Annotated in this window: 24 protein-coding genes; 17 read left to right on the top strand and 7 right to left on the bottom strand. The window is 37.8% G+C overall.

The window, feature by feature from the left end; all coding sequences use genetic code 11:
* Window positions 1–415, bottom strand: a 415-nt coding sequence (locus FTT72_RS12535) for an IS5 family transposase (protein ID WP_180178478.1), incomplete at its 3' end; no start/stop codon positions are given.
* 209 nt (window positions 416–624) lie between these two features.
* On the opposite strand from FTT72_RS12535, the gene FTT72_RS12530 reads away from it, so the two are divergent.
* The 7 genes from FTT72_RS12530 (at window position 625) to FTT72_RS12500 (ending at window position 4,831) form a co-directional block, all read left to right on the top strand.
* On the top strand, window positions 625–885 hold the full coding sequence (locus FTT72_RS12530) for a hypothetical protein (RefSeq protein WP_168379492.1): 261 nt from the start codon (window positions 625–627) through the stop codon (window positions 883–885).
* A 3-nt stretch (window positions 886–888) separates the two neighbouring features.
* Complete coding sequence (locus tag FTT72_RS12525; RefSeq protein ID WP_252725865.1) at window positions 889–1,644, top strand: zeta toxin; 756 nt, start codon at window positions 889–891, stop codon at window positions 1,642–1,644.
* Window positions 1,645–1,687: 43 nt separating this feature from the next.
* Window positions 1,688–1,933 (top strand): hypothetical protein, encoded by a 246-nt coding sequence (locus FTT72_RS12520; protein ID WP_180041448.1) that lies wholly within the window; start codon window positions 1,688–1,690, stop codon window positions 1,931–1,933.
* Between the two features lie 240 nt (window positions 1,934–2,173).
* Window positions 2,174–2,587 carry a YeeE/YedE family protein gene (locus FTT72_RS12515; RefSeq protein WP_180178477.1) on the top strand — a complete coding sequence of 138 codons (414 nt, stop codon included), beginning with the start codon at window positions 2,174–2,176 and terminating at the stop codon, window positions 2,585–2,587.
* Between the two features lie 2 nt (window positions 2,588–2,589).
* On the top strand, window positions 2,590–3,009 hold the full coding sequence (locus tag FTT72_RS12510; protein ID WP_180041451.1) for a DUF6691 family protein: 420 nt from the start codon (window positions 2,590–2,592) through the stop codon (window positions 3,007–3,009).
* Complete coding sequence (locus FTT72_RS12505) at window positions 3,009–3,893, top strand: MBL fold metallo-hydrolase (protein ID WP_180041446.1); 885 nt, start codon at window positions 3,009–3,011, stop codon at window positions 3,891–3,893. The genes FTT72_RS12510 and FTT72_RS12505 overlap by 1 nt, the downstream gene beginning before the upstream one ends.
* A gap of 176 nt (window positions 3,894–4,069) precedes the next feature.
* The gene (locus tag FTT72_RS12500; protein WP_180177265.1) at window positions 4,070–4,831 is read left to right on the top strand and encodes an alpha/beta fold hydrolase; all 762 of its coding nucleotides are present in this window, start codon (window positions 4,070–4,072) and stop codon (window positions 4,829–4,831) included.
* Window positions 4,832–4,876: 45 nt separating this feature from the next.
* Here the strand turns inward: FTT72_RS12500 and FTT72_RS12495 are convergent, their stop codons facing one another.
* The 6 genes from FTT72_RS12495 to tssH are packed head-to-tail and all read right to left on the bottom strand — an operon-like array spanning window position 4,877 to window position 12,519.
* Window positions 4,877–5,833 (bottom strand): M15 family metallopeptidase, encoded by a 957-nt coding sequence (locus FTT72_RS12495; RefSeq protein ID WP_180008112.1) that lies wholly within the window; start codon window positions 5,831–5,833, stop codon window positions 4,877–4,879.
* Window positions 5,830–6,501 (bottom strand): hypothetical protein, encoded by a 672-nt coding sequence (locus FTT72_RS12490; protein WP_180178476.1) that lies wholly within the window; start codon window positions 6,499–6,501, stop codon window positions 5,830–5,832. The genes FTT72_RS12495 and FTT72_RS12490 overlap by 4 nt, the downstream gene beginning before the upstream one ends.
* A gap of 12 nt (window positions 6,502–6,513) precedes the next feature.
* Complete coding sequence (icmH, locus tag FTT72_RS12485) at window positions 6,514–7,317, bottom strand: type IVB secretion system protein IcmH/DotU (protein ID WP_078190778.1); 804 nt, start codon at window positions 7,315–7,317, stop codon at window positions 6,514–6,516.
* A gap of 9 nt (window positions 7,318–7,326) precedes the next feature.
* Window positions 7,327–8,691, bottom strand: a complete 1,365-nt coding sequence (gene tssK, locus FTT72_RS12480; protein ID WP_078193368.1) for a type VI secretion system baseplate subunit TssK — start codon at window positions 8,689–8,691, stop codon at window positions 7,327–7,329.
* A 5-nt stretch (window positions 8,692–8,696) separates the two neighbouring features.
* On the bottom strand, window positions 8,697–9,827 hold the full coding sequence (gene tssA, locus FTT72_RS12475; RefSeq protein WP_180027198.1) for a type VI secretion system protein TssA: 1,131 nt from the start codon (window positions 9,825–9,827) through the stop codon (window positions 8,697–8,699).
* A 19-nt stretch (window positions 9,828–9,846) separates the two neighbouring features.
* On the bottom strand, window positions 9,847–12,519 hold the full coding sequence (gene tssH / locus FTT72_RS12470; protein ID WP_180178475.1) for a type VI secretion system ATPase TssH: 2,673 nt from the start codon (window positions 12,517–12,519) through the stop codon (window positions 9,847–9,849).
* A 373-nt stretch (window positions 12,520–12,892) separates the two neighbouring features.
* Between tssH and FTT72_RS12465 the strand changes: the two genes are divergently transcribed.
* From FTT72_RS12465 to tagF, 10 genes are all read left to right on the top strand, one after another.
* Entirely contained in the window at window positions 12,893–13,588 is a 696-nt protein-coding gene (locus FTT72_RS12465) for a hypothetical protein (RefSeq protein WP_111885475.1), read from the top strand.
* Between the two features lie 15 nt (window positions 13,589–13,603).
* Window positions 13,604–14,107, top strand: coding sequence for a type VI secretion system contractile sheath small subunit (gene tssB, locus FTT72_RS12460; RefSeq protein WP_078193364.1), 504 nt, complete (start codon window positions 13,604–13,606; stop codon window positions 14,105–14,107).
* Window positions 14,100–15,584, top strand: a complete 1,485-nt coding sequence (gene tssC / locus FTT72_RS12455; protein ID WP_180178474.1) for a type VI secretion system contractile sheath large subunit — start codon at window positions 14,100–14,102, stop codon at window positions 15,582–15,584. The genes tssB and tssC overlap by 8 nt, the downstream gene beginning before the upstream one ends.
* A 47-nt stretch (window positions 15,585–15,631) precedes the next feature.
* Window positions 15,632–16,135 (top strand): type VI secretion system tube protein Hcp, encoded by a 504-nt coding sequence (locus tag FTT72_RS12450; RefSeq protein WP_078190771.1) that lies wholly within the window; start codon window positions 15,632–15,634, stop codon window positions 16,133–16,135.
* 70 nt (window positions 16,136–16,205) lie between these two features.
* Window positions 16,206–16,682: a type VI secretion system baseplate subunit TssE gene (gene tssE, locus FTT72_RS12445; RefSeq protein ID WP_078190770.1), complete on the top strand. Its 477-nt coding sequence runs from the start codon at window positions 16,206–16,208 to the stop codon at window positions 16,680–16,682.
* Window positions 16,683–16,697: 15 nt separating this feature from the next.
* Window positions 16,698–18,506: a type VI secretion system baseplate subunit TssF gene (gene tssF, locus FTT72_RS12440; protein WP_180178473.1), complete on the top strand. Its 1,809-nt coding sequence runs from the start codon at window positions 16,698–16,700 to the stop codon at window positions 18,504–18,506.
* On the top strand, window positions 18,470–19,462 hold the full coding sequence (tssG, locus tag FTT72_RS12435; RefSeq protein WP_180178472.1) for a type VI secretion system baseplate subunit TssG: 993 nt from the start codon (window positions 18,470–18,472) through the stop codon (window positions 19,460–19,462). Before tssF ends, tssG begins: the two co-directional genes overlap by 37 nt.
* A gap of 2 nt (window positions 19,463–19,464) precedes the next feature.
* The gene (locus FTT72_RS12430) at window positions 19,465–20,910 is read left to right on the top strand and encodes a hypothetical protein (protein WP_180178471.1); all 1,446 of its coding nucleotides are present in this window, start codon (window positions 19,465–19,467) and stop codon (window positions 20,908–20,910) included.
* A 28-nt stretch (window positions 20,911–20,938) separates the two neighbouring features.
* Complete coding sequence (tssM, locus tag FTT72_RS12425) at window positions 20,939–24,769, top strand: type VI secretion system membrane subunit TssM (protein WP_180008120.1); 3,831 nt, start codon at window positions 20,939–20,941, stop codon at window positions 24,767–24,769.
* 57 nt (window positions 24,770–24,826) lie between these two features.
* Window positions 24,827–25,786, top strand: coding sequence for a type VI secretion system-associated protein TagF (tagF, locus tag FTT72_RS12420; protein WP_078190765.1), 960 nt, complete (start codon window positions 24,827–24,829; stop codon window positions 25,784–25,786).
* Window positions 25,787–25,803 lie beyond the last annotated feature (17 nt).

Raw genomic sequence — 25,803 nt, 5'->3', positions numbered from 1 at the left:
TTCCATCTGAAATAATAAATTCAATAGGATTACCATTTGAATCGATTGCTAAATGTATTTTTGAACTATTACCACCAATACTTTTGGAAATACTTTGATTCTTAATACCAGCTGAATGTTGATGCGCTCGTACATGGCTCCCATCGATAAAAATCCACTCTTTATCAGCATGCTGGCTGAATAATTTAAAAATATTCATAAACTTACTATTTTTAGACCATCGATTATATTTCTTAAAAATAGAATTTGATTTACCAAACTCTTGAGGTAAATCACGCCAAGGACAGCCTGTTCTAATTCGAAATAAAATCGCTTCAATAAAATTCCGTAAATTTAATTTGAGATAAATATTAAAGTGACGGAAAATAGCAAGTAACTTGGACCAGTGTTGATCATTTAGCATTGTTCGAGGCATAGCGAGTGTAAAATTGGGTTTGGCGATTTAATTTTACTATCTCGCTATTTTTTTAATCAACAAATGTCAACAGACCCTAATCAAATGATTTAAGCACTTTGAATTTTTATCGATTTCCTTTCAGTATGAGTGATGGATAAATAGACAAATATTGCGAGTATGATAAGATGATTGAACACATTATTTTTGATGTTTGAGGAGTTGTTTCCATGACAGCTTATACTTCAGTAATGAAAGCAAGCCAATATGAGGACGATATGATCCCGAGCCTTGCTATCCATGCATTTCGCCATGCTTTTGAACAAGCAAGTGCTTCATCCACTGTGGTTTATGTAAAAGGTCTACAACTGGTTCAACGTCTGCAAAATGGTCAAGAAGTACAAATAAAAGATGTTTCAGCCGACTTCGTACAAGTGGATGATCTACCTAAAATTTTAAAACGTAAAAAGAAAATAGAGGAAATTGTTTAATACATGCCTCCACAACCTCGCATTAGAATGTTCGCGGGTCCAAATGGTTCAGGTAAAAGCACAGTTAAAGAATATTTATTGCCCCATCATATTGGGGCATATTTAAATGCGGATGAACTCGAAGCTCAACTGAAACATTCACACCGGCTCAATTTGTTGGATTACCATCCCGCTTTAAAATCCGAAGCATTAATTGACTTTCTATATACGAAAAAGCGTCCCGCCGATGGAGAATTTATTCCTCTATTAGCACGTAAACCTCAGATATTAGATCCGTGGAAAATTGAGTTTCATCCAGACCAGATTGACTCATATCTTTGTGCAAGAATTATTGATTATATCCGTTTGCAGTTTTTAGAACTAAAAATTAGTTTTACCTTTGAAACAGTGATGTCCCATATTTCAAAGGTGGAGTTTCTACGCGAAGCAAAAAGAAAAGGCTTTCGAACCTATCTGTATTATGTTTCCACTATTGATCCTGTTATCAATATTTCACGTGTTCAGTACCGAGTGAAAACGGGTGGACATGGTGTTCCAGAACAAAAAATTCGCGAACGTTATTATCGAAGTATGGATTTGTTAATGCAGGCGGTAGAAGCAACGGATCGTAGTTATTTATTTGATAACTCTGCCGATGGACAGCATGCTTCTTTCATTGCGGAAATTGAACAAGCTGAAATTTTAAAGATGAATTCAGGTATTCAGCGTTTACCTTGGTGGTTTGTAGATAAGGTGCTTAAAGAGTTTGAACCAAATTAATATCAACTGAACGTAATAGAAAACAACATAACAGGCTGAACTTATGCAGAATAATGACTATGAATTACAACAACATTCAAACTCATCTCCATTAGATCAAACTCATCTTGATCAAGCCATTGAGCAGCAAGCTGAACAAGAACAGCAAAAAAATAGTACATCATCTGATCCTTTATCTTCTGTAGATTTGACTGACTTAGCTGAAATTGGTTCGAATATTATAGAATTGGGTTCAGATGCTTTAACATGGGTGAGCGATGCACTCAGCGATATCAGTATTGATCTATAAATTATCTATTATTTCAATTAACTTCATAATAAACAGCCTTTATTGAAAAATCTCCGAGGAAATATTCCGTGATTTTTCAAGTTTATAAATTATTTCTAAATAAATTAATCAAACACCTTTGAGCCGTTAAATTATTAAATTAGGAAAAGGCAAATTAGAACGAATATTTCGGCGTGAGAGCTTGCATCTTTTTCTAAATAACATATTATAAAAACATATAATGTTTTGTGGCTGATGAATATGCATCCATTTCTAACTGCTTTTCTCGGTGGGACCTTATTGGGCCTGGCCGCAGTTGGCTACCTATACGTACATGGTCGAATCGCAGGTATCAGTGGTTTAATTGCGCAAACGCTGAATCGCCAAACGATTTTAAAAACACCCGCGATCTGGTTTTTAGCAGGACTTTTTATTGTGCATTTTATCTACGGGCAATTGACCTCTGTGACAATCGAGCTGGATGCAAGTCCATGGATGATGATCATTGCCGGTGTTTTGGTTGGATTCGGAACTCGATTAGGCTCAGGTTGTACTAGCGGTCATGGCATTTGCGGTATTAGTCGTCTTTCTAAGCGTTCATTCGTTGCAACTGCTAGTTTTATGTTGGCAGGGATTATCACAGTTTATGTAATGAGACATGTAATCGGAGCTTAATGATGAAAAATATATTGGCTTTTATTTTTGGTGGAATTTTCTCATTAGGTTTAATGATTTCGGGCATGTCTAATCCAGAAAAGGTCTTAAGTTTCCTTGATATAACAGGGCAGTGGGATGCGAGTTTAGCTTTTGTGATGGTGGGAGCCATTGCAGTTGCATTTATTCCATTTCAAATGGCCGTTCGTCAATCAAAACCGACAACCTTTGATGGGACGGCGATTGAATTACCGAGTAATAATCAAATTGATGCAAAACTCGTCATGGGGAGTGTTATCTTTGGAATAGGTTGGGGCATTGCTGGGATTTGTCCTGCGCCAGCCTTTACTTTGATCGGGCTTGGTTATTATCAAGCGATCTATTTCGTTGTAGCGATGTTTGCGGGCGTCTATATACATCGTAAATTTTCGGGAGCAAATTAATGTCAAATCGTGCACAGGTACAACATTTTTTTGATGAAAATACCAATACATTCAGTTATGTGGTAGCCGATCCGCAAACAAACCGATGTGCGATTATAGACAGTGTATTGGATTATGATGCTGCTTCTGCAACTACTCAAACGAAGCATGCAGATTTGATTATTCATTATATTCAAGAAAATAGCCTAAGCGTAGAATGGATTTTAGAGACGCATGTGCACGCAGATCACTTAACCGCATCTCAATATTTAAAACAGGTTCTTGGTGGTAAAATTGCGATGAGCCATAACATCAAGATTGTGCAGGAAACATTCAGCGCCATTTATAATTTTGATGTGAAATATTTTAATTCACATCAGTCTTTTGATTATTTATTTGCAGATCATGAGGCATTTAAAATCGGTGAGTTAAAGGCCTATAACATTCCAACGCCTGGACATACACCTGCTTGTCTGAGCTATGTGGTTGGTGATGATGCTGTGTTTGTCGGTGATACCTTATTTATGCCTGATTATGGCACAGCACGCTGTGATTTTCCCAAGGGCAGTGCAGCAGTATTATTCGATTCAGTACAAAAGATTTATCAGTTAGCACCTGAAATGCGCTTGTTTTTATGCCATGACTATTTACCAGAAAATCGGTCAGAATACTGCTGTGAAAGCAGTGTACATGCGCAAAAACAGCAGAATATTCATATCCACGTTGGTACGAAAAAAGAAGATTTTGTCACAATGCGAACTCAGCGTGACGCAAAATTGGCTATGCCAAAACTGATTTTACCTGCAATACAAATCAATATGGATGCAGGTAAATTTCCAAAACCAGAAGGGAATGGTATTCGCTATTTAAAAATTCCTTTTAATCACTTTAAATCTGCAAATTAAAGACAAAGATCTTTTAGGTTGATTGCGGTTGGCTATTTTATTTATAAAATAGCCTAAGCAAGTTAAATCATATACCACATACAAATAGCCTAAGTAAGACTAATAATTTTTAACTGTCATTTGATTTCATTCCATCAACTAGGCATCATAATATCAACATAGCAAAGTATTCAAAAATGATCCTAAATTACGAATATCATCAAAAATTAGAGGGCGAAACGCATCCACTAGTCTTTATTCACGGTTTATTTGGCAGCCTCAGTAACTTAGGGATGCTTGCCAGAGCTTTTCAAAATTCACATTCTGTCATTCAGCTTGATTTACGAAACCATGGTAAATCACCTCAAAGTACAGAAATGGATTATCGTGAGATGGCAAACGATGTACTTGAGACATTAGATGCGATTGGCATCGATAAGTTCTCAGTGATTGGCCATTCCATGGGTGGCAAGGTCGCAATGCAATTGGCTTTAATCTCAGAGCGGGTAGTGCAACTTGTTGTACTGGATATCGCGCCCTTTGCATATCAAGAACGTCATCATGATGAAATATTTAAAGCTTTGATCGCTGTACAAAATGCACAAATTCAATCTAGACAACAAGCGGTTGAAATTATGCGTGAGTATATTCATTTCGATATGGTGATACAGTTTCTGCTCAAGTCTTTTAGCAAAGGACAATGGTTGTTTAATGTAGATGCGTTGTATAAACAATATGACCAGATTATTGGTTGGGAAAATATTGAAAATACTTGGCAACAGCCTGTATTGTTCATCAAAGGTGGACAATCACCTTATATTTCAAAAGCGGAACATACTAAGGCGATAGAACACCAATTTCCACATGCGAAAATTGTAGAAATAGAAGGTGCAGGCCATTGGTTACATGCAGAAAAAACAACTGAAGTTATAGAGCAAATACAAAATTTTTTAAATTAATACGGTGTGCCTTCAAATATATTTTGCAGGCACAACATCGAAATATTACTCAATCGAAATGTTATTGGCTTGAAGCTGACCTTCAGAGGTGAGTAATGCCGCCATCTCTGCAGTTTTTTTCAGGCCTGGCATACGATATTCTGTATGACCATAATCTTGAATAGATTTCCAGCGTCCACCCCATGTTAAACCAACAGACTCAGCGGCTTGACCATAAAGTTGATAACCACGCATAGCCCAAGGGTCTCGTTCAGTAATGACCACTTTGCCATTGCGTTTAAAGGCGACATCGGCTGCTAAACCAAACTGATGATAACTTTGGAAGCCACGGGCACGAGTGGTATTTTTATTGGTGGCTAAATTATTTTGACGTTCAGGACTCCGATAACCTTCGAGCAAAACCATTTCGTAGCCATGCTGTTCACGCATAATTTTAAATACCATCAATAAACGCTGCTTATAACGTGGGTTCATTTTATGCCATTTACGATCTGCTGAAGGCACATCTGTAGAGTATGAATGCGTATGGATATCTTGAACTTCTGGATTGAAACTTGAGGCCATAACAGATGGCTGCTCAATCATTGCTGCTTCTTCAGCGATCGCTTCTTGAACAAGATATTCTTCAACTTCAGGAGGTGCATCTAAAACCTGTCCATCGAGCATAGCGTAAATTTGTGGATCGACTTTACGTAAATAATCCGCTTCTACTTTACTTGCAGTAATCGGGCGAGTAAAAGCAAATAATAAAATACTGGCAAACAGTAAAAAGCCTGCAAATAAAATCCACCATTGTTGTAAATGCCAGTGTGATTGAATCTGTTGTGGTGCTGCTGCATAGTTCAGTTCATAAGCAAAATTTTTGGCGTGCTGAATTCTTTTTTTACTTTGTGGAATGATTTGAAAGAAAAAATCCTGAACTTTAATTCTGAGTTCATAAGAAAAACAAAGCACTGTCACCAGTGCTAAGACAAAGAAACAACTAACCAAAAAGATGATCATGGGGAAACTGTAGCGCTCACAGTCGCATTAGCAGTGTTTTTTGTAGCAACCACTTTCGGACGTTTGGTTTCAGAAATTTGCGTTCCGCCCATCGGCTCTTCGAAGTGCTCATCTTCTTTTACTGCTTTCGTAGATGGCTCTGTAGGCTTGGTCACCTTGGCTGTTGTTGGCGCAGCTTTAGGTTTTGCTAATGTGGTTGGAATATGTTGTTTAACGGTTGTTGTAGCAGCTACAACAGGGCGCTGCGGTTGGGTAATTTCAAAAGGCGAACGGTTATTCGCTACAGCTTGAACAGGCTGAGTCACTTTTGTTGTATTTCCATGATTGAAAGCGGTAGCTAAATCATTCGAATATAAACCATTATCCGGATCTTTTTCTTCAGTTGCATGAACGGTTTGCGGTGCTTTTTCAGCTGAAGCTTGTTCATTTTCACTTTGACGGGGCGCAGCGGATACCTCAGTTTCAGTTTTATCTTCAGTTGAGGTAGAAGTAGTCATCTCTGTATTTGCAGGCTGATCGTCAGAACTTAGATAAAAATATCCCAGGCCAGCAACAATAATGACCGCTGCACCAACAAGAAAGCCAATCGCAGCATGAGCTAAAGGCGGTAAATTATTCTTTTGAGTCGACTGTAAAATTCTAACGTTATTCGATTTTTCGTTTGCCATGGTGTCTAAGTCTTATGGTAAATGAATGGTGATATAAGCCTGTTCCGATGGTGCAGTTATGACATTTTGATATTGTGATAACGCCTGATTATTTTGACTGGATAACATATATTTCAGTCCACCAAATGCTAATACAGCAAACAAAGCCCAAAAGATAATGATCCAAAAAAATGGTAATTCACGGTGAATAATGTTTTTAATTTGATCCGGCAGTGCCGCGAAAGGCGAAAACGCCTTTTTACCTTTCATATAATCAATTTCATCACCGACACGTGCAACGAGTGAATTGAGCATTTCAATCGATTCAAGTCGGTATTTACCATGAAAACCAAGGAGCATGCAGTAATGATAAACTTCAAGTGCTGCTAAACGATCTTTATTCTTAGAACGAATTTGCTCTAAATTTTCAAAAAAGCGGTAACCCGCAAGCTGTGAACCAAAAAGACTTAATTGCAATGGATTCATCATCCAATTGTTTTGTAAATCAAAAAAGCGTGCATCTTGTTGGGTGACAATGGTTTCATCTAATAAAGCGCAATAGGCATATTTTGCGTCCGTGATATCTTCATTGCTGAATTGAAGCTTACGGGCTTGGCTTTCAAATCGGTTTAATAGATCCATAATTTTTGTCCTGAAACTTTCAGGGCTGGATGGAACATATTGATTTTTGAGTAAGAAAACAATGTAAAACCCATCATGCAGTAGATCAACTAAATTAGTTGAACTGTTGATTTTCGGTTCAGCACTTGGTTTTGAAGAGCCTAATCCTATTTGACCGTCGTCAAAAAGTGAAGGGGCATTATTTGAAATATTCATGATTGCTCCTTAACCATTCATCACAGCAATAAGTTCAATCGAGATATCTTGGAAGCCAGCTGGTATGTAAACGCAGATGGATTCAGAATCAAGCATACGTTGATACAAATCATTATTTGGCTCAACTTCAAAATAACTCACACCTGAACGTACCGGAATTGCTGTTGGCACTTGCATCATATGTTGCAATGGCACAGCCGGTAATGCCGCCATGACACGCTGTTCAACATCAACGGTATTACCGACTTTAAAGCGCAGCGGTACATAAGAAATAATGTCATGTGTAGGCATCACACTACTTGAAACAGCTAAATACAGGCGAGAATCGCGAGTAATTTTGTCACTTTCAAGGCTGCCCACCCAGTAGGATTGACGCGTTTCTTTCAAGTTAATACTGATATATCGATTTGAAATAATCGTATCGAGCAACTCACGTAAAATCACATCTAATTGAGCAAAACTTTCTTGCAAATTATGATGTTGATACTGTGGGAGTTGATCTACTTCATAAGCTGTAGAGAAGGTGAGTAAAGAACCTGTCAGACGTAATAATTCAAAATACAAACGTTCAGGATGAATCAGTGGATATTGCAATAAATGGTTCAGGGTTGCATGCGCAGTATTTAGCGCATTAACCAACCAAAATGACACGATATCACCTGAACGGAATTCAATTAACTTTTGTTCGTTTTCACGATTATTCGATTGAATGGTTTTAATTTTAGCTTTAATGATATTCAGCGTTCGTTTAAGCCCAGTAATCAGCGAATCACACGAACTAATATGTAATATTGGTGGGATAAATTGATAATCTAAAACAAAATTACCAGAGCTTTGGCGCTTGATGCGGCCTATTGGCATATAAAGAAAACCATCAAGATTGTGCTGTGGTTCTTGGCCTAATTCAAAGATTTTGAACTCTGCACGGCGGCGTAATAAGGTAATTTCAGCAGCCGTTGCATCTGTAAACAAATCATGAGTTTCAGTCAAATGTGAATGATAGCGACTCGATTGGGTATTTTCTTCAAAATTGACGTTTCGTTTATTCGGTTGAACGATTGGTAATGCTAAATAAATTTGCATTTCACCGCGTAAATTTAATGAATCAAGTAGTACAGGCTCAGGTAATAAGTCTTGTGCAGGTGCTTGATAAATCTCGCCATCTTGCCAAATCATTTCAACTTTATTCAAAGCCAAAGTATTGGTACTGAGTTGTGATTCATCAAAAATTAAACTTTGAATACCATAAGCGAACGGTATTGTTGCGCGAACCGTATGGTTTAAACGCTGTTCATGATAAGCATCTTGTAATTGAAAGTGTTGCGGGCGTAAAAATAATCCTTCACCCCATAAAATTTTTTCTGCTTTAAACATTGCTTTTACCAGTCGCTATTCGATTCATTACTTTGTTGCTGAACACCTAACATTTCTTGTACAGCTTCAAGAGGGTTTTCATCCTTAATCACATGAGTTAACCATTCATGCAGTGGCATTTGTGACCATTTAATGGTTTTTTGCAGCATATAACTGACAGGGCTATGCGGCTCATTCACTTGGAAATAGTCCGCAATATCTTGCAAGACTTTCATGGCTTGTTCACGGTTTTCAAGATGATTTTGCACTTGAGGTTTAAATTGCTGTGTATGCTGTTGTTGTATTATTTGCATATCATTCTGTACGGAAGTTACAGTGGAAAGTGTTTGGCTTTCAATTGGAGAATTTGATTGAACCTGTTCAGCACTCGATGAATTGATAAAAGCATCTGCTTTATAGATTTTTTTTAAGCTCAAGTGAATCATTTCGATTTGAGAGTCAATGCCAGCAAAGCTTGGCGCATCTAAACCCATCAAATCATCAAGAGTCGTTTTTAAGTTTTCCCAATGGTTTAAAATATCTAAAAACTGTTGGTAATACTGGTATTGAATTGATTTTGACGTATTGAACAAGGCATGTTCAAACTGTTCCATACCATTAAAAGACTCTTCTTGATCATCATCTTCATGGTTGGATTTACGTCTTTGGTTTTGAACATGAAGTAGTCGATCATAGTCGGATAGGGAATAAGCTGCCGCGCCATGAACGATTGAAACTGATTTAATTAATGTTGGGATTTGATTAATTATCCCTTGTAATAAACCTAGACGTTGATCAAGGTCATCATCTTCAATTTCAGGATGAAGTTGTAGCCAAAAGTCTTGCAAACTTTTTTGTGTAAGTTCAATCCCTTTGGCAATCCCTTCAAAACCATGAATATGAGTCCATGCTTCAAGCAACCACCCATATAAGCGAATATCTTTAGTTTGTTCGCGAAGTAAATCTGACGATTTTTGGTGCACAAAGCCCCAATCTGCTTGTTTCGGTTCTGCGATCCAGTCGCCTTGATCCAAGAGCGGGTCATCTTGTGTTTTAGCTTTTTTAATTGCATGAAAATCATTTGAAAATGAAAAATCACTACCGCAAGGTAAATCATCCGTAATCGGTTGCAATAAAGCGTCGAGCTCTAAACTCATATTCTACATCGTTCCTAACTTATGCTTCTAAGGTTTTAGTCTTTTTGCTGCTGCGTTTTTTCGCAGGTTTACTTTTAGGATCTAAAACATAAATAATTTCATCGTCTTTGACATCGATTTCAATGACTGATGGAATCTTTTGTTCACTCATCGCCATCAACAATTCAGTGGCTAAAGCAGGTAAGACCGTCGCATTTAAAATGTTGTCGACATTACGCGCACCACTATCGACCTCAGTACAGCGACTTAATAATAATTCGACTAAATCGTCGGTATAACGTGTTTGCGTACCATATTGTTTTTCAATACGCGCGGTGATTTTGCCTAATTTATGCTGAATAATGCGTACGAGCAGATCATCGTGCAATGGGAAATACGGCACGATACGCATACGACCTAAAAATGCCGGCTTAAATTGTTTATATAAAGCTGGTTTTAATACATCTAGAAGTTCTTCTGCTGACGGCCATTCTTCTACTGGCTGATTTAAACAAGCCTGCATAATGGCACTAGAGCCTGCATTTGAAGTCAATAAGATCGTTGTATTTTTAAAGTCAATGACACGACCTTCACCATCTTCCAAAGTACCTTTATCGAATACTTGGTAGAATAGCTCTTGAACATCGCTGTGTGCTTTTTCAATCTCATCGAGCAAAACCACACTATATGGATTTCGGCGAACTGCTTCTGTCAGTACGCCGCCTTGGCCATAACCGACATAGCCCGGAGGAGCACCTTTTAAAGACGAGACGGTATGTGCTTCTTGATACTCAGACATGTTAATGGTGATTAAATGTGACTCACCACCATATAACTCGTTTGCTAACGCAAGTGCAGTTTCGGTTTTACCCACACCACTTGGGCCAACCAGCATGAAAACGCCTTGAGGTTTATTTGGATCTTCCAATTTTGCCTTAGAGGTTTTAATACCTTGTACCAGTTGATGCAGTGCATAATCTTGACCCATCACACGTTGTTCTAACTGTGCTTCAAGCTTCAAAATTTGCTGAATTTCATCATTAACCATTTTCCCAACAGGGATACCGGTCCAGTCTGAAATGATTTCATTAATAATTTGTGCATTCACACGCTCAAAAACAAGCGGCGTTTGACCTTGTAAAGTTGCCAGTTGGTTACGAATATTGCTTAAAGTTTCAATATTTTCTGGTTTTTGCTCGGACTCTTGTTCAAGCGTTTTAATCTGTTGAACGAATTCGAGTTCTTTTTTCCACTGCGTTTCTGTCGACTGAATTTCTTGTTCAAGCGCGGATATTTGTGTTTTTACACTTTCAATGCGTTCGTGGTGAATAGGAATATTCTTATGTTCATTTTCAAGAATCGCCAATTCAAGCTTCAAATTATGTAATTGAGCATGAAGTTGATCCAATTTTACAGGTTGTGCATTTTGCGTTAACGCAACACGCGCAGAAGCCGTATCTAAGACACTAATCGCTTTATCAGGCAATTGACGGCCAGTGATATAACGGTGTGATGCATGGACTGCAGTAACGATAGCTTCATCGTCAATTTGTAAATTGAAATGTTTTGCCATCACGGGAATCATGGCACGCAGCATATCGATTGCGACTTCTTCAGTCGGTTCTTCAACCTGAATTACTTGGAAGCGTCGGCTTAATGCGGCATCTTTTTCAAAATACTGCTTATATTCAGCCCATGTGGTTGCGGCAATGGTTCTTAACTCACCACGTGCGAGCGCCGGTTTTAACAGGTTTGCTGCATCATTTTGGCCTGCTTGACCACCCGCACCAATCAACGTGTGTGCTTCATCAATAAATAAAATGATTGGATGTGCAGAGGCTTGAACTTCATGAATGACTTGTTTTAAGCGATTTTCGAATTCACCTTTAACACTGGCACCCGCTTGTAGTAAGCCCATATCTAAAGTATGAATGCTGACGTTTTTTAAAGCATCTGGAACTTGGTTGGTTGCGATTTTTAATGCCAGACCTTCAACAACGGCCGTTTTACCAACACCAGGCTCACCCGTTAAAATCGGATTGTTTTGACGACGACGCATCAAAATATCGAGCATTAAGCGGATTTCAAACTCACGACCAATCACAGGATCAATGCCACCATTTTTAGCTTTTTCAGTAAGATTAATGGTGTATTGGTCTAGAGCTGGTGTTTTAACTGGCGTAGTTACATTCGTTTGTGCTGCTGATTTTTCATCTGGTGATGCAGTTGCTAAATCTTCATTTTCAATGCTTTTTAGGCAAAGATCTAAAAATTTATGTTTAATCGTATCGATAGGTAATAAATCGAAAAGAGAAGAAGCTCTTGCTGCAATTTGGTATAAATCTGGCGCGGTGAGGAGCGCAACAAGTAAATGACCACTACGAATTTGTGGATTTTGTTCAGCGGATGCTAATAACCAAGCTTGTTCAAGTAAGCGCACAATGGATTGGGCAAAAATAGGGGTGCGCGTATTTCCTTTTGGTAGTTGAGCAATACTTTCTTTGAGGTCATCTGCCAAACCGTCTGCAGAAACTTTGTATTTTTCTAAGAGTATTTGGAGGTCATTTTTATTGTTATAGGTTAATAATTCGAGTAAAAAATGTTCAATTTCGATTTCATAATTTTGCTGTGAAATACATGTATTGGCTGATTTTTCGAGTGAAATGCGGGCGTGAGGTGAAAGTTTAGTAATTAAAACTTTTAAATTATTCATAAATAACTCATCAAATTTAGAATCCACAGTACGAAATTTTACAAGTTTGACTGTGATCTCTTTTTTCTTGCTATAAAAATAAAAACTTTAAAATCAACACCTTATATATTATTAGTGTCTTGCTTTAGGCGATATAATACAGACTAAATAAAAAAAGGAAAAAGATTTTTTTATAAAATGAAACAAAAAAAAACAAATAGTCGACAAACTTTGGAGCATTTGGCACATTTTTGTATTGACTCTATGTGCTTATTTTTTGTTAAATCTGCAGCATATTTTTAATTTTGATAAATGAAGAGAAAACCCACGGGAAAATAAGTGGTGATTTCTCCACATAAATTAAGTTTTAGCACGTAGAAATACAGAGGAAATTTTGAATAAATTTAGTGTTTTATTACCTATAATTTTAGCAGCCAGTTTAACACAAACCGTTTTTGCAAAAGATAAAGCGGCATCTGTGAAAAAATCCTGTTTAAAGGATTATCCACTGGCAGTAGGTGATACAGATCCAGAGATTATTGGTTTTTATAATCAGTTATGCGACAAAAAAAATAAGAAAAATGAGAACTTAAAAAATGAAATTTTTGTAGATATTGCCAAAAAATATCAAGCTAATGGTTACAATTTAAAAGCATTGCAAGCGGTCAATCTGCTGCGAGAAAAGAACTATCAGTCGCCTGAACTTACTGATGTCACTTTTTTAGCAGGTATCGCTATTTCTTATAATGCGCTGAATCATATGCGGAGTAATGAAAATCGTACTCTAGATGAACAGACCTATTCTCCTGCCAAAGTGTTGTCGGATAATATTCGTTATATTCAGCCGACGATTGATAAATCTACGTCTGCTGCAGCAGATGTTCGTGAAAAAAGTACAGAATCTTCGAGCAATGTGAAATCTAAACAGACAACACCAGCTAAAAAACGAACCAATACAGCGTCTACCAAGTCTAAACAAACGACTACAGCAGCAAGCAAAAAGAAAACTACCACGACAGCAAAAACGCAGACTACAGCGAAAAAACCTGCTGCCAGTGGTTCACCTTTCGATACATTAAAAAATAAATAACAAGGAAAAGCACTCATGGCAAAACGTGAAAGTGTACAGAAAAAACTTCAACGAATTCGTCCTCCTCGTGTTCAATTGACTTACGATGTTGAAGTTGGCGACGGTAAAGAAATTAAAGAATTACCATTCGTTGTAGGGGTGTTAGGTGATTTCTCAGCGGCATCTGAAGTAGAGAAAACCAAATTAAAAGACAAGAAATTCATTAATGTTGATTTAGATAATATTGATGAGGTAATGGAGTCTTTAGCGCCACGTGCTAATTTTCAAGTTGAGAATACCTTGACTGAAGACGGTGGAAAAATGTCGGTAGATCTTACATTTAAGAGCATGGCCGATTTCACTCCAGAGCAAGTTGTACAACAGGTTGATCCATTACAAAAGTTAGTTGCTGCACGTGAGCGTCTGTCTGACTTGCGTAATAAAATTTCAAATAATGAACGCTTAGAAGATTTACTGGATGAAGTGTTACATAACACTGATCAAATTCGTAAGTTGAGCGTGGAGGCAGAAAATGAGTAATTTTAATACTGCAACTGCTGCAAACCTTGAAGCAACCGAAGAATATTCACTTTTAGATTCAATTGTCGAACAAAGTCGTATCGCGCGTACAGATCAAGAACATGATCGTGCAAAAAGTTTGATTGGTGAACTTGCTAAAGAAGTGATGGCAGGTACCATCACCGTTTCAGACAATATGACTTTATCAATTGATAAGCGTATTGCTGAAATTGATGCGTTGATTTCATCTCAGTTAAGTAAAATCATGCACCATGCTGAATTTCAAAAAATTGAATCGACATGGCGTGGTTTGTATTATTTCTGCCAAGAAACACCTTCAAATTCTTTAACAAAAATTCGTATGTTAAATACGACGAAAAAAGAATTGATTAAAGATTTCCAAGGTGCGACCGATTTTGACCAAAGCACGTTGTTCAAAAAAATCTATGAAGAAGAATATGGATCATTCGGTGGTGCGCCTTATGCAACATTGATTGGTGACTTTGAGTTTGACCGTACTCCATCTGATATGTATTTGCTTGAGCAAATTTCACATGTCGCTGCGGCTGCACATGCACCGTTTATTTCGGCTGCTAGTCCGAATATGTTGGGATTAGAGTCTTTTACTGATATTGATCGTCCGCGTGATGTATCTAAAATCTTTGAAACAGCAGAATATGTACAATGGCGTTCATTCCGTGAAAGTGACGATGCACGTTATGTTGCGTTGACAATGCCACGTGTATTGGGTCGTTTGCCATATGATCCAAAAGAAGGCATTGCCACTGAAGGATTTAACTTCGTTGAAGAAGTTTCAGGTGAAAATCATAATGAATATTTATGGATGAACGCGGCTTATGCCTTTGGTACGCGTTTAACCAATGCATTTGATATGCATGGTTGGTGTGCTGCGATTCGTGGTGTAGAAGGTGGTGGTTTAGTTGAAGGCTTGCCTGTCCATACGTTCAAAACCAATGATGGCGAAGTGGTCTTTAAATGCCCAACTGAAATTGCCATTACTGACCGTCGTGAAAAAGAACTGAGTGACCTTGGTTTTATTCCGTTGGTACACTGCAAAAATACGGATTATGCAGCATTTTTCGGTGCGCAATCGACGCAAAAACCTAAAAAATATGACAGCGATTCGGCAAATGCAAACTCTGCATTGTCTAGCCAGATCCAATACATCATGGCAGTTTCACGTATTGCACATTATTTAAAAGCAATGATGCGTGACAAAGTGGGTAGTTTTGCATCAGCTGGTAATGTTGAGACCTTCTTAAATGAATGGTTATCGCAATATGTATTACTCGATGATGGTGCATCTCAAGAAGCTAAAGCTCAGTATCCATTGCGTGAAGCTTCTGTAAAAGTTGTAGAAAATCCAGCTTTGCCTGGTCACTACAAATCTGTGGTTTTCTTAAGACCACATTTCCAGTTGGATGAGTTGTCTGTTTCATTACGACTTGTGACCGAGTTACCTCAGTCCTCAAATTAATTTGGGTCAACACTATAATAACTTTAAATAAATAGGTATTCAGAACAATGAAAGATATATACATTCAATTTCGTGGTAAGTACAAAGTAGACGGCGAATCTCGTGATGCAGAGCACAAGAGTTGGTTAGAAGTTAACTCTTGGACGCATAACATCCGTCAACCTAAATCTGCGACTTCTTCAAGTGTGGGTGGTCACACCGCAGAACGTGTAGAACATTCTGACATGGTTTTTGTTAAAGATTTAGATGCGACAAGCCCTAAACTTTGGGAAGCATGTTCAGCAGGTTATACATTTGATGAAGTTCAAATTGATTTTTACCGTGCGAATGGCGACAAACGCATTAAATATCTTCAAATCAAACTGAAACATGTGTTGGTTTCTAGCGTGACACCAACTGTAAATGATGAAGGTGTTCCACACGAATCATTTGGTTTGAAATATGCTGCAGTAGAGTGGACATATAACCAACAAGATATTAACGGTACTGCGAAAGGTGCTGTTACTAAGAAGTGGTCATTATCTAACAACACTGCTTCATACGCAGCGTAATAGATGGATTCAGATAGAGGCTTACTTGGGTAGCCTCTATTTTCATTTTTTTAAATATTTATAAGAAGATATGAATCTCGATCAGCTTTATCCTTATGGTTTTAGAACGACATTATTTGACCGCTTATTACCAGCAGATGCTCAGCAGACTCAAGGTCTGTCTTTGCAAGAACTTCGTGAATCTGTTGCTTCGGATTTAGAGGATCTCCTCAATAGTCGGGTGGCAAAGTTAGATGAACTGATTGATGACTTTCCATTAGCAAAAAAATCTATTTTGCAATTTGGCATTATCGATTTTGTGGGCTTATCGACAGCAAATCCATCGGATCGCGACAAAATTTGCCAGTCAATTGAGCAATCGATTGCTGCACATGAACCGCGTTTAAAACAGATTCGAGTCGAAATGCTCATGGATGGTCATAATATGGGGGCACTATGTTTAAGTATTCAGGCATATTTAAATATTCATCCTTTATACGAACCAGTTATTTTTGATGCCTTATTAAAACCAACAACACAACAATATGTTATTTCTCCAAGAGCTTAATGAAGTGGGTTATCTGTGATTGAAGAGCTGTTACCGTATTACGAAAAACAACTACAGGAATTTGGACAACAGTCCCGTGAGTTTGCCAGTAAATACCCCAAAATCGCCCAGCGTTTGTCTTTAAACCAAGAACAAATAGATGACCCGCATATTGAGCGTTTAATTCAAGCATTTTCTCTAATTTCTGCACGGATTGATAAAAAACTTGCAGATAGTTATGACGTTTTTACCCGTTCAATTTTTGAGGTGATGTTTCCTCAATATTTAAAACCATTTCCTGCATGTTCTGTGGTGAGCTTCGAAGATATAAATAAAATTAAGCAATTAACAGATCGACACGTTATTCCAAAGGCGACCAGTCTAAAAGCCAAAAGTACGCGCGGTGTTCAATGTGAATATCAGACGGTACAAGAAGTCACATTATTACCGATTCAATTAAAACAGCTCAATTTCAAAACTCATCCATCGGCACATATGCATTTAAATCAAAATGCCACATTGAGCTTAGGATTTGAAATTTTTTCGAATAAGCACGCTTTACTCAAAAATGAAACTTTGCCGATCTTTTTAGACGCTATTTCTAATTTTCCTTTGCAGGTTTTGGATAGTATTTTTAAATCCACTACAAGTTTTTCGATTCGTGTAGGGCAGCACATTTTTGATATTGCCAATCCATTTGAAATTATGGGCTTTGAAGAAGTTCAAAGTGTTCTACCTATCGATCAACATACGCATCATGCATATCGTTTACTGATGGAATATTTTTGTGTTCCTGAAAAATTCAATTTGTTAAATCTAAATTTAGATTTCATTAAGTTTTTAAGTTTAGAACATAGTGAATTTGATGTTCAAATGCACTTTAAACTCAATTTAAATGATCAAGCAGCGATTCGAAATTATTCTGAATTAAATGCTGCAAATTTTAAATTGTTTGCTACACCAATTGTTAATCTTTTCAATAAACAAGCAGAGCCGCAAAAGATTAATCATAAGCGAATGGAATATCCATTGGTGACAGATGCACACCATCCTGAATATTTTCAAGCCTATAGCATTTTAAAAATGAATATGGTGCGTGAAAAAAGTAACCAAGATGAAGTGTATTATCCGGTACTGCCTTTTTTTGCAATGAGTCATTATCATCAGGATAAAGTCCAGTTTTTTTATAGTTTAAATCCGCAGCAGATGAAGAATAAACATCAGGAATTAAACTATTCAATCATATCTCGTGCTCTAGACCCACATAGCACTCAGTCCGATTTTATTAGTACTGAACTACTATGTAGTAATCGTGAGTTACCTTACGAAAGTTATAATAAAGATCAAAATGCATTAACTCTGAATGATAGTAATTTGGCACGTCGTGCTCTGATGCTCAAACGACCGTCGTTACCGTATTATTTTGAGCAAAATAAACAAGAACAGTGGCGGGTCATTTCACATTTATCTTTGAATAATATGTCTTTAATGAAAGGCGATACGGTCTCTCATATTAAAGAACTTTTGGAATTGTATAATTTACCTAAATCGAAAGAAAACCAAATTATTATCGACTCCATAAAAAAGATTCAATTTTCTACCACGCAGAAACTTGTGGATAGTAAACCGTTTCCATTATTTGTCAGAGGTTTAAAAGTACAGCTCGATATCGATGCGGATATATTTAGAGGGCATAGCCTGTATATATTTAGTCAATTGCTAGCCCATATCTTTAATTTAAAAGTCAATATGAACAGCTTTGTCGATGTCTCGGTTTTTGATGCAAATAGTCAACAGGAGTTATACCAATGCGTGCAGAACGTTGGTGGCAAGAAAGCTCTGTAATTGACGGACTTTTCCAAGAACCGAAAGCCTACGAGTTTGTTCAAGCTACTCGTTTGTTAAGACATGCACCTTATGGAGCAGCTCAAGTCTATTGGGCCAATGACTTTGAGTTTAATAGTTCACTTAATTTGAACTTCCCGAACACTGAAATTGAAAGTTTAGAGTTCAACGATGAGAAAGTTGAACTGACAAATTTAATGGTGGGTTTAACGGGTATTCAAGGTGCATTACCTTATAGCTATACCAATAAGATTAAGCTCAGCGGGCGACATCAGCGACACGAAACACAAAAGTTTTTAGGGCTGTTTAATCATAAATTAACAGCACATTATGTTGATGCCAGTTTAAATTATCATTTACCTATTCGTTATGAAATCGAGCAGGATAATCACTATCTTGATATTTTACATGCATTAAATGGTTATATCCGTAGCCAGCATGATCAGCCAGATTTAGATGATTATTTTGCTGAGTTTTCAGGTTTAATGCAGGGACAAAACAATACAGCGTATGCATTAAAAACCATGCTGAACTGTATCTTTAAGCAGAATTTTGATATTCGAGAATTTATCCCTGAAACTTTTGTATTTGAAGAAGATCAGAGAACATGTTTAGGTGGATCTCAGCCGAGTTTATTGGGACTAAATACATTTTGTGGTGAAAAGATTCAACAGATTGACGAAAAAATTGAAATCGTGATTGGACCTTTAAACCATGAAGATTATTTAACATTTTTACCGAATCAGTCACACAGCCAAAAATTAAAACAAATGATTCAAACTTGGTGCAGTCCAACATTAATGGTGGATGTGCGCTTAATTTTACAAAAAGAAGAAATAAAACCGGTGTGTTTAAATTCTTTGAGCGGAATTGGTTTAGCTCAGGGAGCATTTTTACAGCCGAATAAACAGGTCGATAATACAGAAACCTGTTATGCCTTAATGGGGAATTCATAATAATGCTGAAATTAATAATTGGAACCTTTAGTACGCTTTTTGTTTTGTGTACTGCTTTCGTGATTTTTTACTGGCGAGATACAGGCTATGACCCGACGGCTTTGGATCTGGTCACCTATTTTCTAATTCTTCCTGTCGCTTTATGTGCAATTACTTTGTCTCCTTATTTGATTTATAAGGGCATTCAACATCAAAAAGAAAAAAAACTTGAAGCTGAAAAACGTGCAGAAGAACAAGCTGAGCAACAACAAATTGACGCCATTGAACAAGCAAAACCGAAGCCTGTCGATGTACAGCAATTTCGTTTAAATGTTTATTCTTCAGCGGCTTGGCATAGTTTTGGTGAAAACGAACAAATTATCCAAGATATTCAACAATTCAAAAGTCCTGAACTCGATGATAAATTATTCAATGCATACGGTTTGCCTGTTCTTTCATTTCGAATCAAAGATTTAGATGAACTTACTAGTGAAGAAGCAGATGATGAATTTAGTGCCATCACCATGCGTGAAAAACGAATCCAGTCACTTATTCAGCAACAACTAGAGCAACACGTTGAAAGTCTGTTTTTAATCGCTGAGCATCTGAAGCAATCAGCACTCTTTTATGATAGTGAATTGGCATATCAGTATCGTATGCATCCGGGTTGGGTGGACCCAGACTATACGCAAGATGAACATCCAGAACATTTGGCGAACAATGCACAGCAAGTTTCACGTTTAAATCGTTTAAATGTCCATATTTTGCTTGCTGATAATTTGATTCATCAATGGAATGATGATTATGCTCAAATTATTCAGCAGTATCTATCTGACGGATTTTCGATCATTCCCGAACAAATTCATATCGAGCCACATTTTATCGGCACTCAAGTCGCTTATTCAGAATGGTTAAGCATTTTAGAGATGATTTCAAAACAAAAGTTTGAAGTCAGTTTGATTCTCAATGCTGACTCTGAAATCGACCAAGAATGGATTGATGAAAAGATGTGGTTACAAGAAAAATACATTGCTGCAGAGTTTGCATCGAGTTGGTGTTTGGCTGCTTCAGACGTTCAAGTTCGAGGTTTAACTCCAAATAAAGTGCTACAAGTGGTGGCACATGAGCCTGAGTTGAAACGTCATTTAGAGCTTAAAGCACTGAATAATTTAGATCAGTATGATCAAGAACAACCCTTTTTATTGATGTTAGATGATGCAACGGATATGAAAGTGGTGAAAAAATTACAGTATAAATTTAATGAAACCGCGATTGAAACCTATCATTTTTTATATACAAAACAGAATCTTGGAAATACCCAGCAATTGGCAAAAATTTTTGGATTCATGTTGGGTATGCACTTGCCAGAAGAGTTAACTGCCATGATTTATAGCACAGACCAAGAATCGACATTTGCTTTTATTCAAGCATTTTCAGTAGAAGATGAACTTGAACAAGAAACTGTTTAATTAGAATTAAGACGAAATTGAGAACATTGTGAACACACTATTTTATACGATCCTCGGTTATGTTTGGCAGTACGTCACCAATCCTAAAGCGATGGTGGCTTTGTCATTTTTTGTGGCCATTGTGGCTATGCATAATTCGATTCCGCAAAAGACTTTTTACATTGTGGTTGCTGTTTATATTCTCGGATTAATTCTGTGGGGTATATATGAATTAGTACAGCATTATCGTCATAAACAGCAAGGCGAAGAACTGGCTGAGGCGATTGCCAAGGATAATGAAGCTGAATACGGTAAACAAAAAAATAAAGAAGAACTTGCGCTGATCAATCAGCAAATGAAAGACTCGATTCAACTTATCCGTAAATCAAAACTCGGCGACAAAAAGGGGAATGCAGCCCTATATGAATTACCTTGGTACATGGTGATTGGTAACCCAGCAGCGGGTAAAAGTTCAGCGATTTATAATTCTGGTCTTAGATTTCCATTTGAAGAAACTCATCAGAAAATGGTGTCGGCAGGTCTAAGTGGTACTCGTAACTGCGATTGGTTTTTCTCTACAGATGGTGTGTTACTCGATACCGCAGGTCGATATTCAGTTTATGCCGAAGACCATTCAGAATGGTTAGGCTTTTTAAATATTCTAAAGAAAAACCGTTCTAAAGCACCAATTAACGGTTTAATCGTGATTGTTTCTGTGGCGGAGCTTGTTAGTCAAAGTCCTGAAAAATCAATCAAATTAGCCAAAAACTTACGCGCACGTATACAGGATTTGACGGAACGTTTAGAAATTTTTGCGCCAGTGTATATCGTTTTTTCAAAAATGGATTTGATTGCTGGCTTTACAGAATTTTTTGATTGTTATGATAAGGATGAATTTGATCAAGTTTGGGGTGCAACACTGCCTTATGATCCAGACTCATCTGAGCATGCCGTTGAGATGTTCGAAAAGCATTATTCAATTTTATACGATGGCTTGAAGAGCGTCAGTACTACGCACTTGAGTCGTCGTCATTCGCAAAATATTTCTCCAAGTGTAATGACATTTCCACTTGAGTTTAAAAGTTTAAAGCCAGTGTTAAAAACTTTTATTGGTACGTTGTTTCAAGACAACCCTTATCAGTTTAAACCGGTATTCCGTGGGTTCTATTTCACCAGTGCGTTACAAGAAGGTGTGATTGAAAGTCCGATGACCGAACAAATTGCTGAAGATTTTCATTTGGTGAAAAGTACGGATAGTGAGTTTGGCATTCCGACAAATTCTGTTTCGCAAGATCATGGTTATTTCTTAAAAGGACTCTTTTCAACCGTCATTTTAAAAGATAAAAATCTGGTTAAACAACATATCAATCCTGCACGTAAGCGTCAGCGTTTTATGGCATTTATTGCTGCATTATTATTGGTTGCTGTGGTGCTTGGATTATGGGTTTGGTCGTATCGTAATAACCAACAACTCGTGGCTGAAGTTCAGGCAGACCTAGACAAAGTTGTACAAATGGAAAGCCGTAGCGGAAGTGAGCTTTCGACTCAATTGGATGCATTGCTGATATTACAAGGGCATTTACAGCAGCTCGATCATTTTGATGAAGATCGTCCTTTGAAATATAGCTTTGGTTTATACCAAGGGAATAAAATTCGTGAAAAACTCAAAGTTGAGTATTTACGAGGTATTCAACAAATTGTATTGGCACCATCTCAGCAAAATATGGCGCAGTACTTACAGCGCGTTAAAGCCAATGAAGCGACGTTGAAAGAAAATCACGTCAATGTGCAAATCACTCAAGCTGTGAAATCAAATCAGCCCTATTTAGAACCATCGGATACTAATCCTCAGGATGCCTACAATGCACTGAAGGCGTATTTGATGATGAGCAATCATAAATATATGGAATCGAGCCATTTGAGTGACCAAGTTACTCGTTTCTGGCGTTCATGGTTAGATTCAAATCGTGGTCAAATGCCACGTGGGGAAATGATTCAAAAAGCAGAACAAGTTTTATCTTATGCGATGACTTTAGCTGCTGATCCTGCGTTCCCGCAAATGGAATCTGATCCTTTATTGGTTGATCAAACACGTCAATTATTGACGGCTGTTACCATGGGTATTCCTGCACGCGACCGCGTTTATAATGAAATTAAAATGCGTGGTTCGGTACGTTTCCCAGCAGTAACTGTGAAGCAAATTTTAGGTGAAACCGGCCAAAACAGCATGTTGGGTAGTTATGCCTTGCCGGGTATTTTTACTTACCAAGCTTGGAATGATTATGTAAAAGATGCGATTAACCAAGCTGCGAATAATCCGACGGATACTCAAGATTGGGTACTCAATACCAATCGCTCTGATGACCTGACGTTTAGTGGTAGTCCAGACCAGATCAGTAAACAGTTAACCGAACTTTATAAGCAGGAATATATCGCTGAATGGCGTAAATTCTTAAATGCAGTACATTATGGCAAAGGCGCAGATGTCGCTCAGCAGTCACGTTTTATCGATATTTTAGGTGAACCTGAAAATTCGCCAATTCGTAAAGTGGTTGACCGTATTGCGAAAGAAACCAGTTGGGATAATCCAATTGTTCAAGCAGAACTGGCTGCACCTCAGAAAGGCTTTATTGCGTGGTTTAAACGTAAAGTCCTCAGCCGTGATGATGCGCAGCAGGCACAGCAAGTGGCTTCTAAAGCCGGTCAAGGTGTTATTGCAAAAGAGTTTGATGTGTTCTATCAACTGGTTCGTAAGCGTGATGATCAGCAAAACAAATCTATTTTAGATGAATACATGCTGTCTTTGAGTCAAGTACGTAGTAAGTTCAATGATTTGAAGAGTGGCGGTGACATGGGGCCTGCAAGCATGACATTGGTGAAACAAACCATCAATGATCAAAGCTCTGTCTTTAATAGCACGCAAAAATTTGTGGATGAAAAAATGTCTGTGGGTCTGAATGAATTAGATCAACAGTTGATTCAAAAACTCTTTATGCAGCCGGTGACTCAGTCATTTGAAGTTCTTTTGATTCCAGCTCAAAACGAAATTAATAAGTTGTGGGCAATGCAGGCGTATCAACCATTTACAACCAATCTTGCACCTAAATATCCATTTAATAGCAATGCTACTTTACAAGCGACCAGTAATGAAATTAGCCAAATTTTTGGTGAAAACGGAAGTATCGCTCGCTTTGTAAAAGAATATTTAGATCCATTGGTGATTCGTCGTGGCTATACCTTAACCACGAAAACATGGAAAGATTTGGGTATAGGGTTAAATCCACAATTTGTAGCGAATTTCCAACGCTATGTTGCGCCAAGTAATGGCGTTGCTACAGGGGAATTGAGTCAAGCAGCACCTGCGGCAACCAATCAATCGAACTTCCAGTTCTTCCCATTAGAAAATACACAGTTGCTTTCATATACCATTGATATTGATGGTCAGCGTATGGTGTATGAAAACGGTGTTCAGCAATGGGTGAACTTCGTTTGGCCAAATAAAGGGGCAATTCCGGGTGCACGTATTACTGCAATTGACTTGGAAGGTCAAACGCATACGATTTTTGATGAGCCGGGTGAATATGGTATTAACCGATTGGTTGAAGGCGCTCAGCGTACACAAAATGGTAATTCATTTGAAATGGTGTGGCGTAGCAAACAAAATCCAAAAGTGTTTGTTAAAGTGAACTTCCGTTTGATTAGTGGTAACGCATCTGGCCCAACTACAGGTTCAGGCTATTCAGGTATGACTCTTGTTGATCAAGTGGTGACGAATAAAGGTGTTCGTGTCGTCGCAGCGCAAACGATGCCTGCAGGACAAGCGCCTGTAGCGCCAGCGACTTCACCGATGAGTGTTGTACAAGGAACAGCAACACCATGATGATGAATTTAAAAATGAGAGCGGTGGCATTCGTGCAAAAGAACAAGGAGTGTGACGATGTATGAAGTGAGAACGACACCGCTGTATTATGGAAAATGTCCAGCTCGTGGTGACTTCTTAAAGAGCCGTGAACAATATTCACTGATTCAGTTAATTGATCAGTGGATCACGGAGGCGCTTGAGTTCGCTATGCGTTCAGACAATTTTAATGCAGCGTATAACTCACTGCCTTCATTAGATTTCTTTATTGCCAGTCCAAAAGATAAGCGTTTTTTGGTTGCCAATTTGATTAGTAGTGAAGACAGTTCAAAGCGTCAATTTCCAATGGTGCTGGCTCATCTGCTAGAAATCGATGATCCTTTCGATAATATTTTGTATGCACCATATCGTTATAAACAGACTTTGATTGACTTATATCAGCGTAACCGAGTGATGCGTTCTATTCGCGATCCCGATATTTTGCTCGATAAATTAGGTAAATTAAATAACGAAATCCAAGTGTTCGGAACAGAAGAAACCTCTTCTTTTTATGAGCATCATACTTTGCATTCATTTGCACGTTTATTGAATTTTACGCCGTATCAGCTGGCGCAAAGCATGATTGGTCTCGGTTTGCTGCTACAACCGATTATTCATCAGGGTACGTCTCGGTTGAATAAAGTGTTGATCTTACCGATCAATAATATTAGTTACTGTTATGAAATTGCGGCTTTTTGGGTCAATTTAATTAGTCGCTTTGTCGAAAACCAAGATGCTGAATTACTCATTGGCATCCTACACAGTGATTCGCCAGTTTTACTGTTTGGTTTTCAAGGCGCTGATATTACAGCGCTGAGTGATGTATTTACCCAAAACATGCAAAGTGATCATTGGGTTTCCTTGATTGATGCTAGTTGGATTGATCCTTATCTTGAACAAAATGCAGGTTTAGCCGTTTTGGAACAGTCTTTGAGTGAGCGTCAGATCAGCCTTATTCATGGCATTAAACTTTTTAGACAGACTTTTATAGAAGAATAATGATGCAAAGAATCTTA

Source organism: Acinetobacter sp. YH01005, from assembly GCF_013420465.1.
In the GTDB taxonomy this organism is placed as follows: domain Bacteria; phylum Pseudomonadota; class Gammaproteobacteria; order Pseudomonadales; family Moraxellaceae; genus Acinetobacter; species Acinetobacter amyesii.
This window is presented reverse-complemented; position numbering and strand designations above follow the sequence as displayed.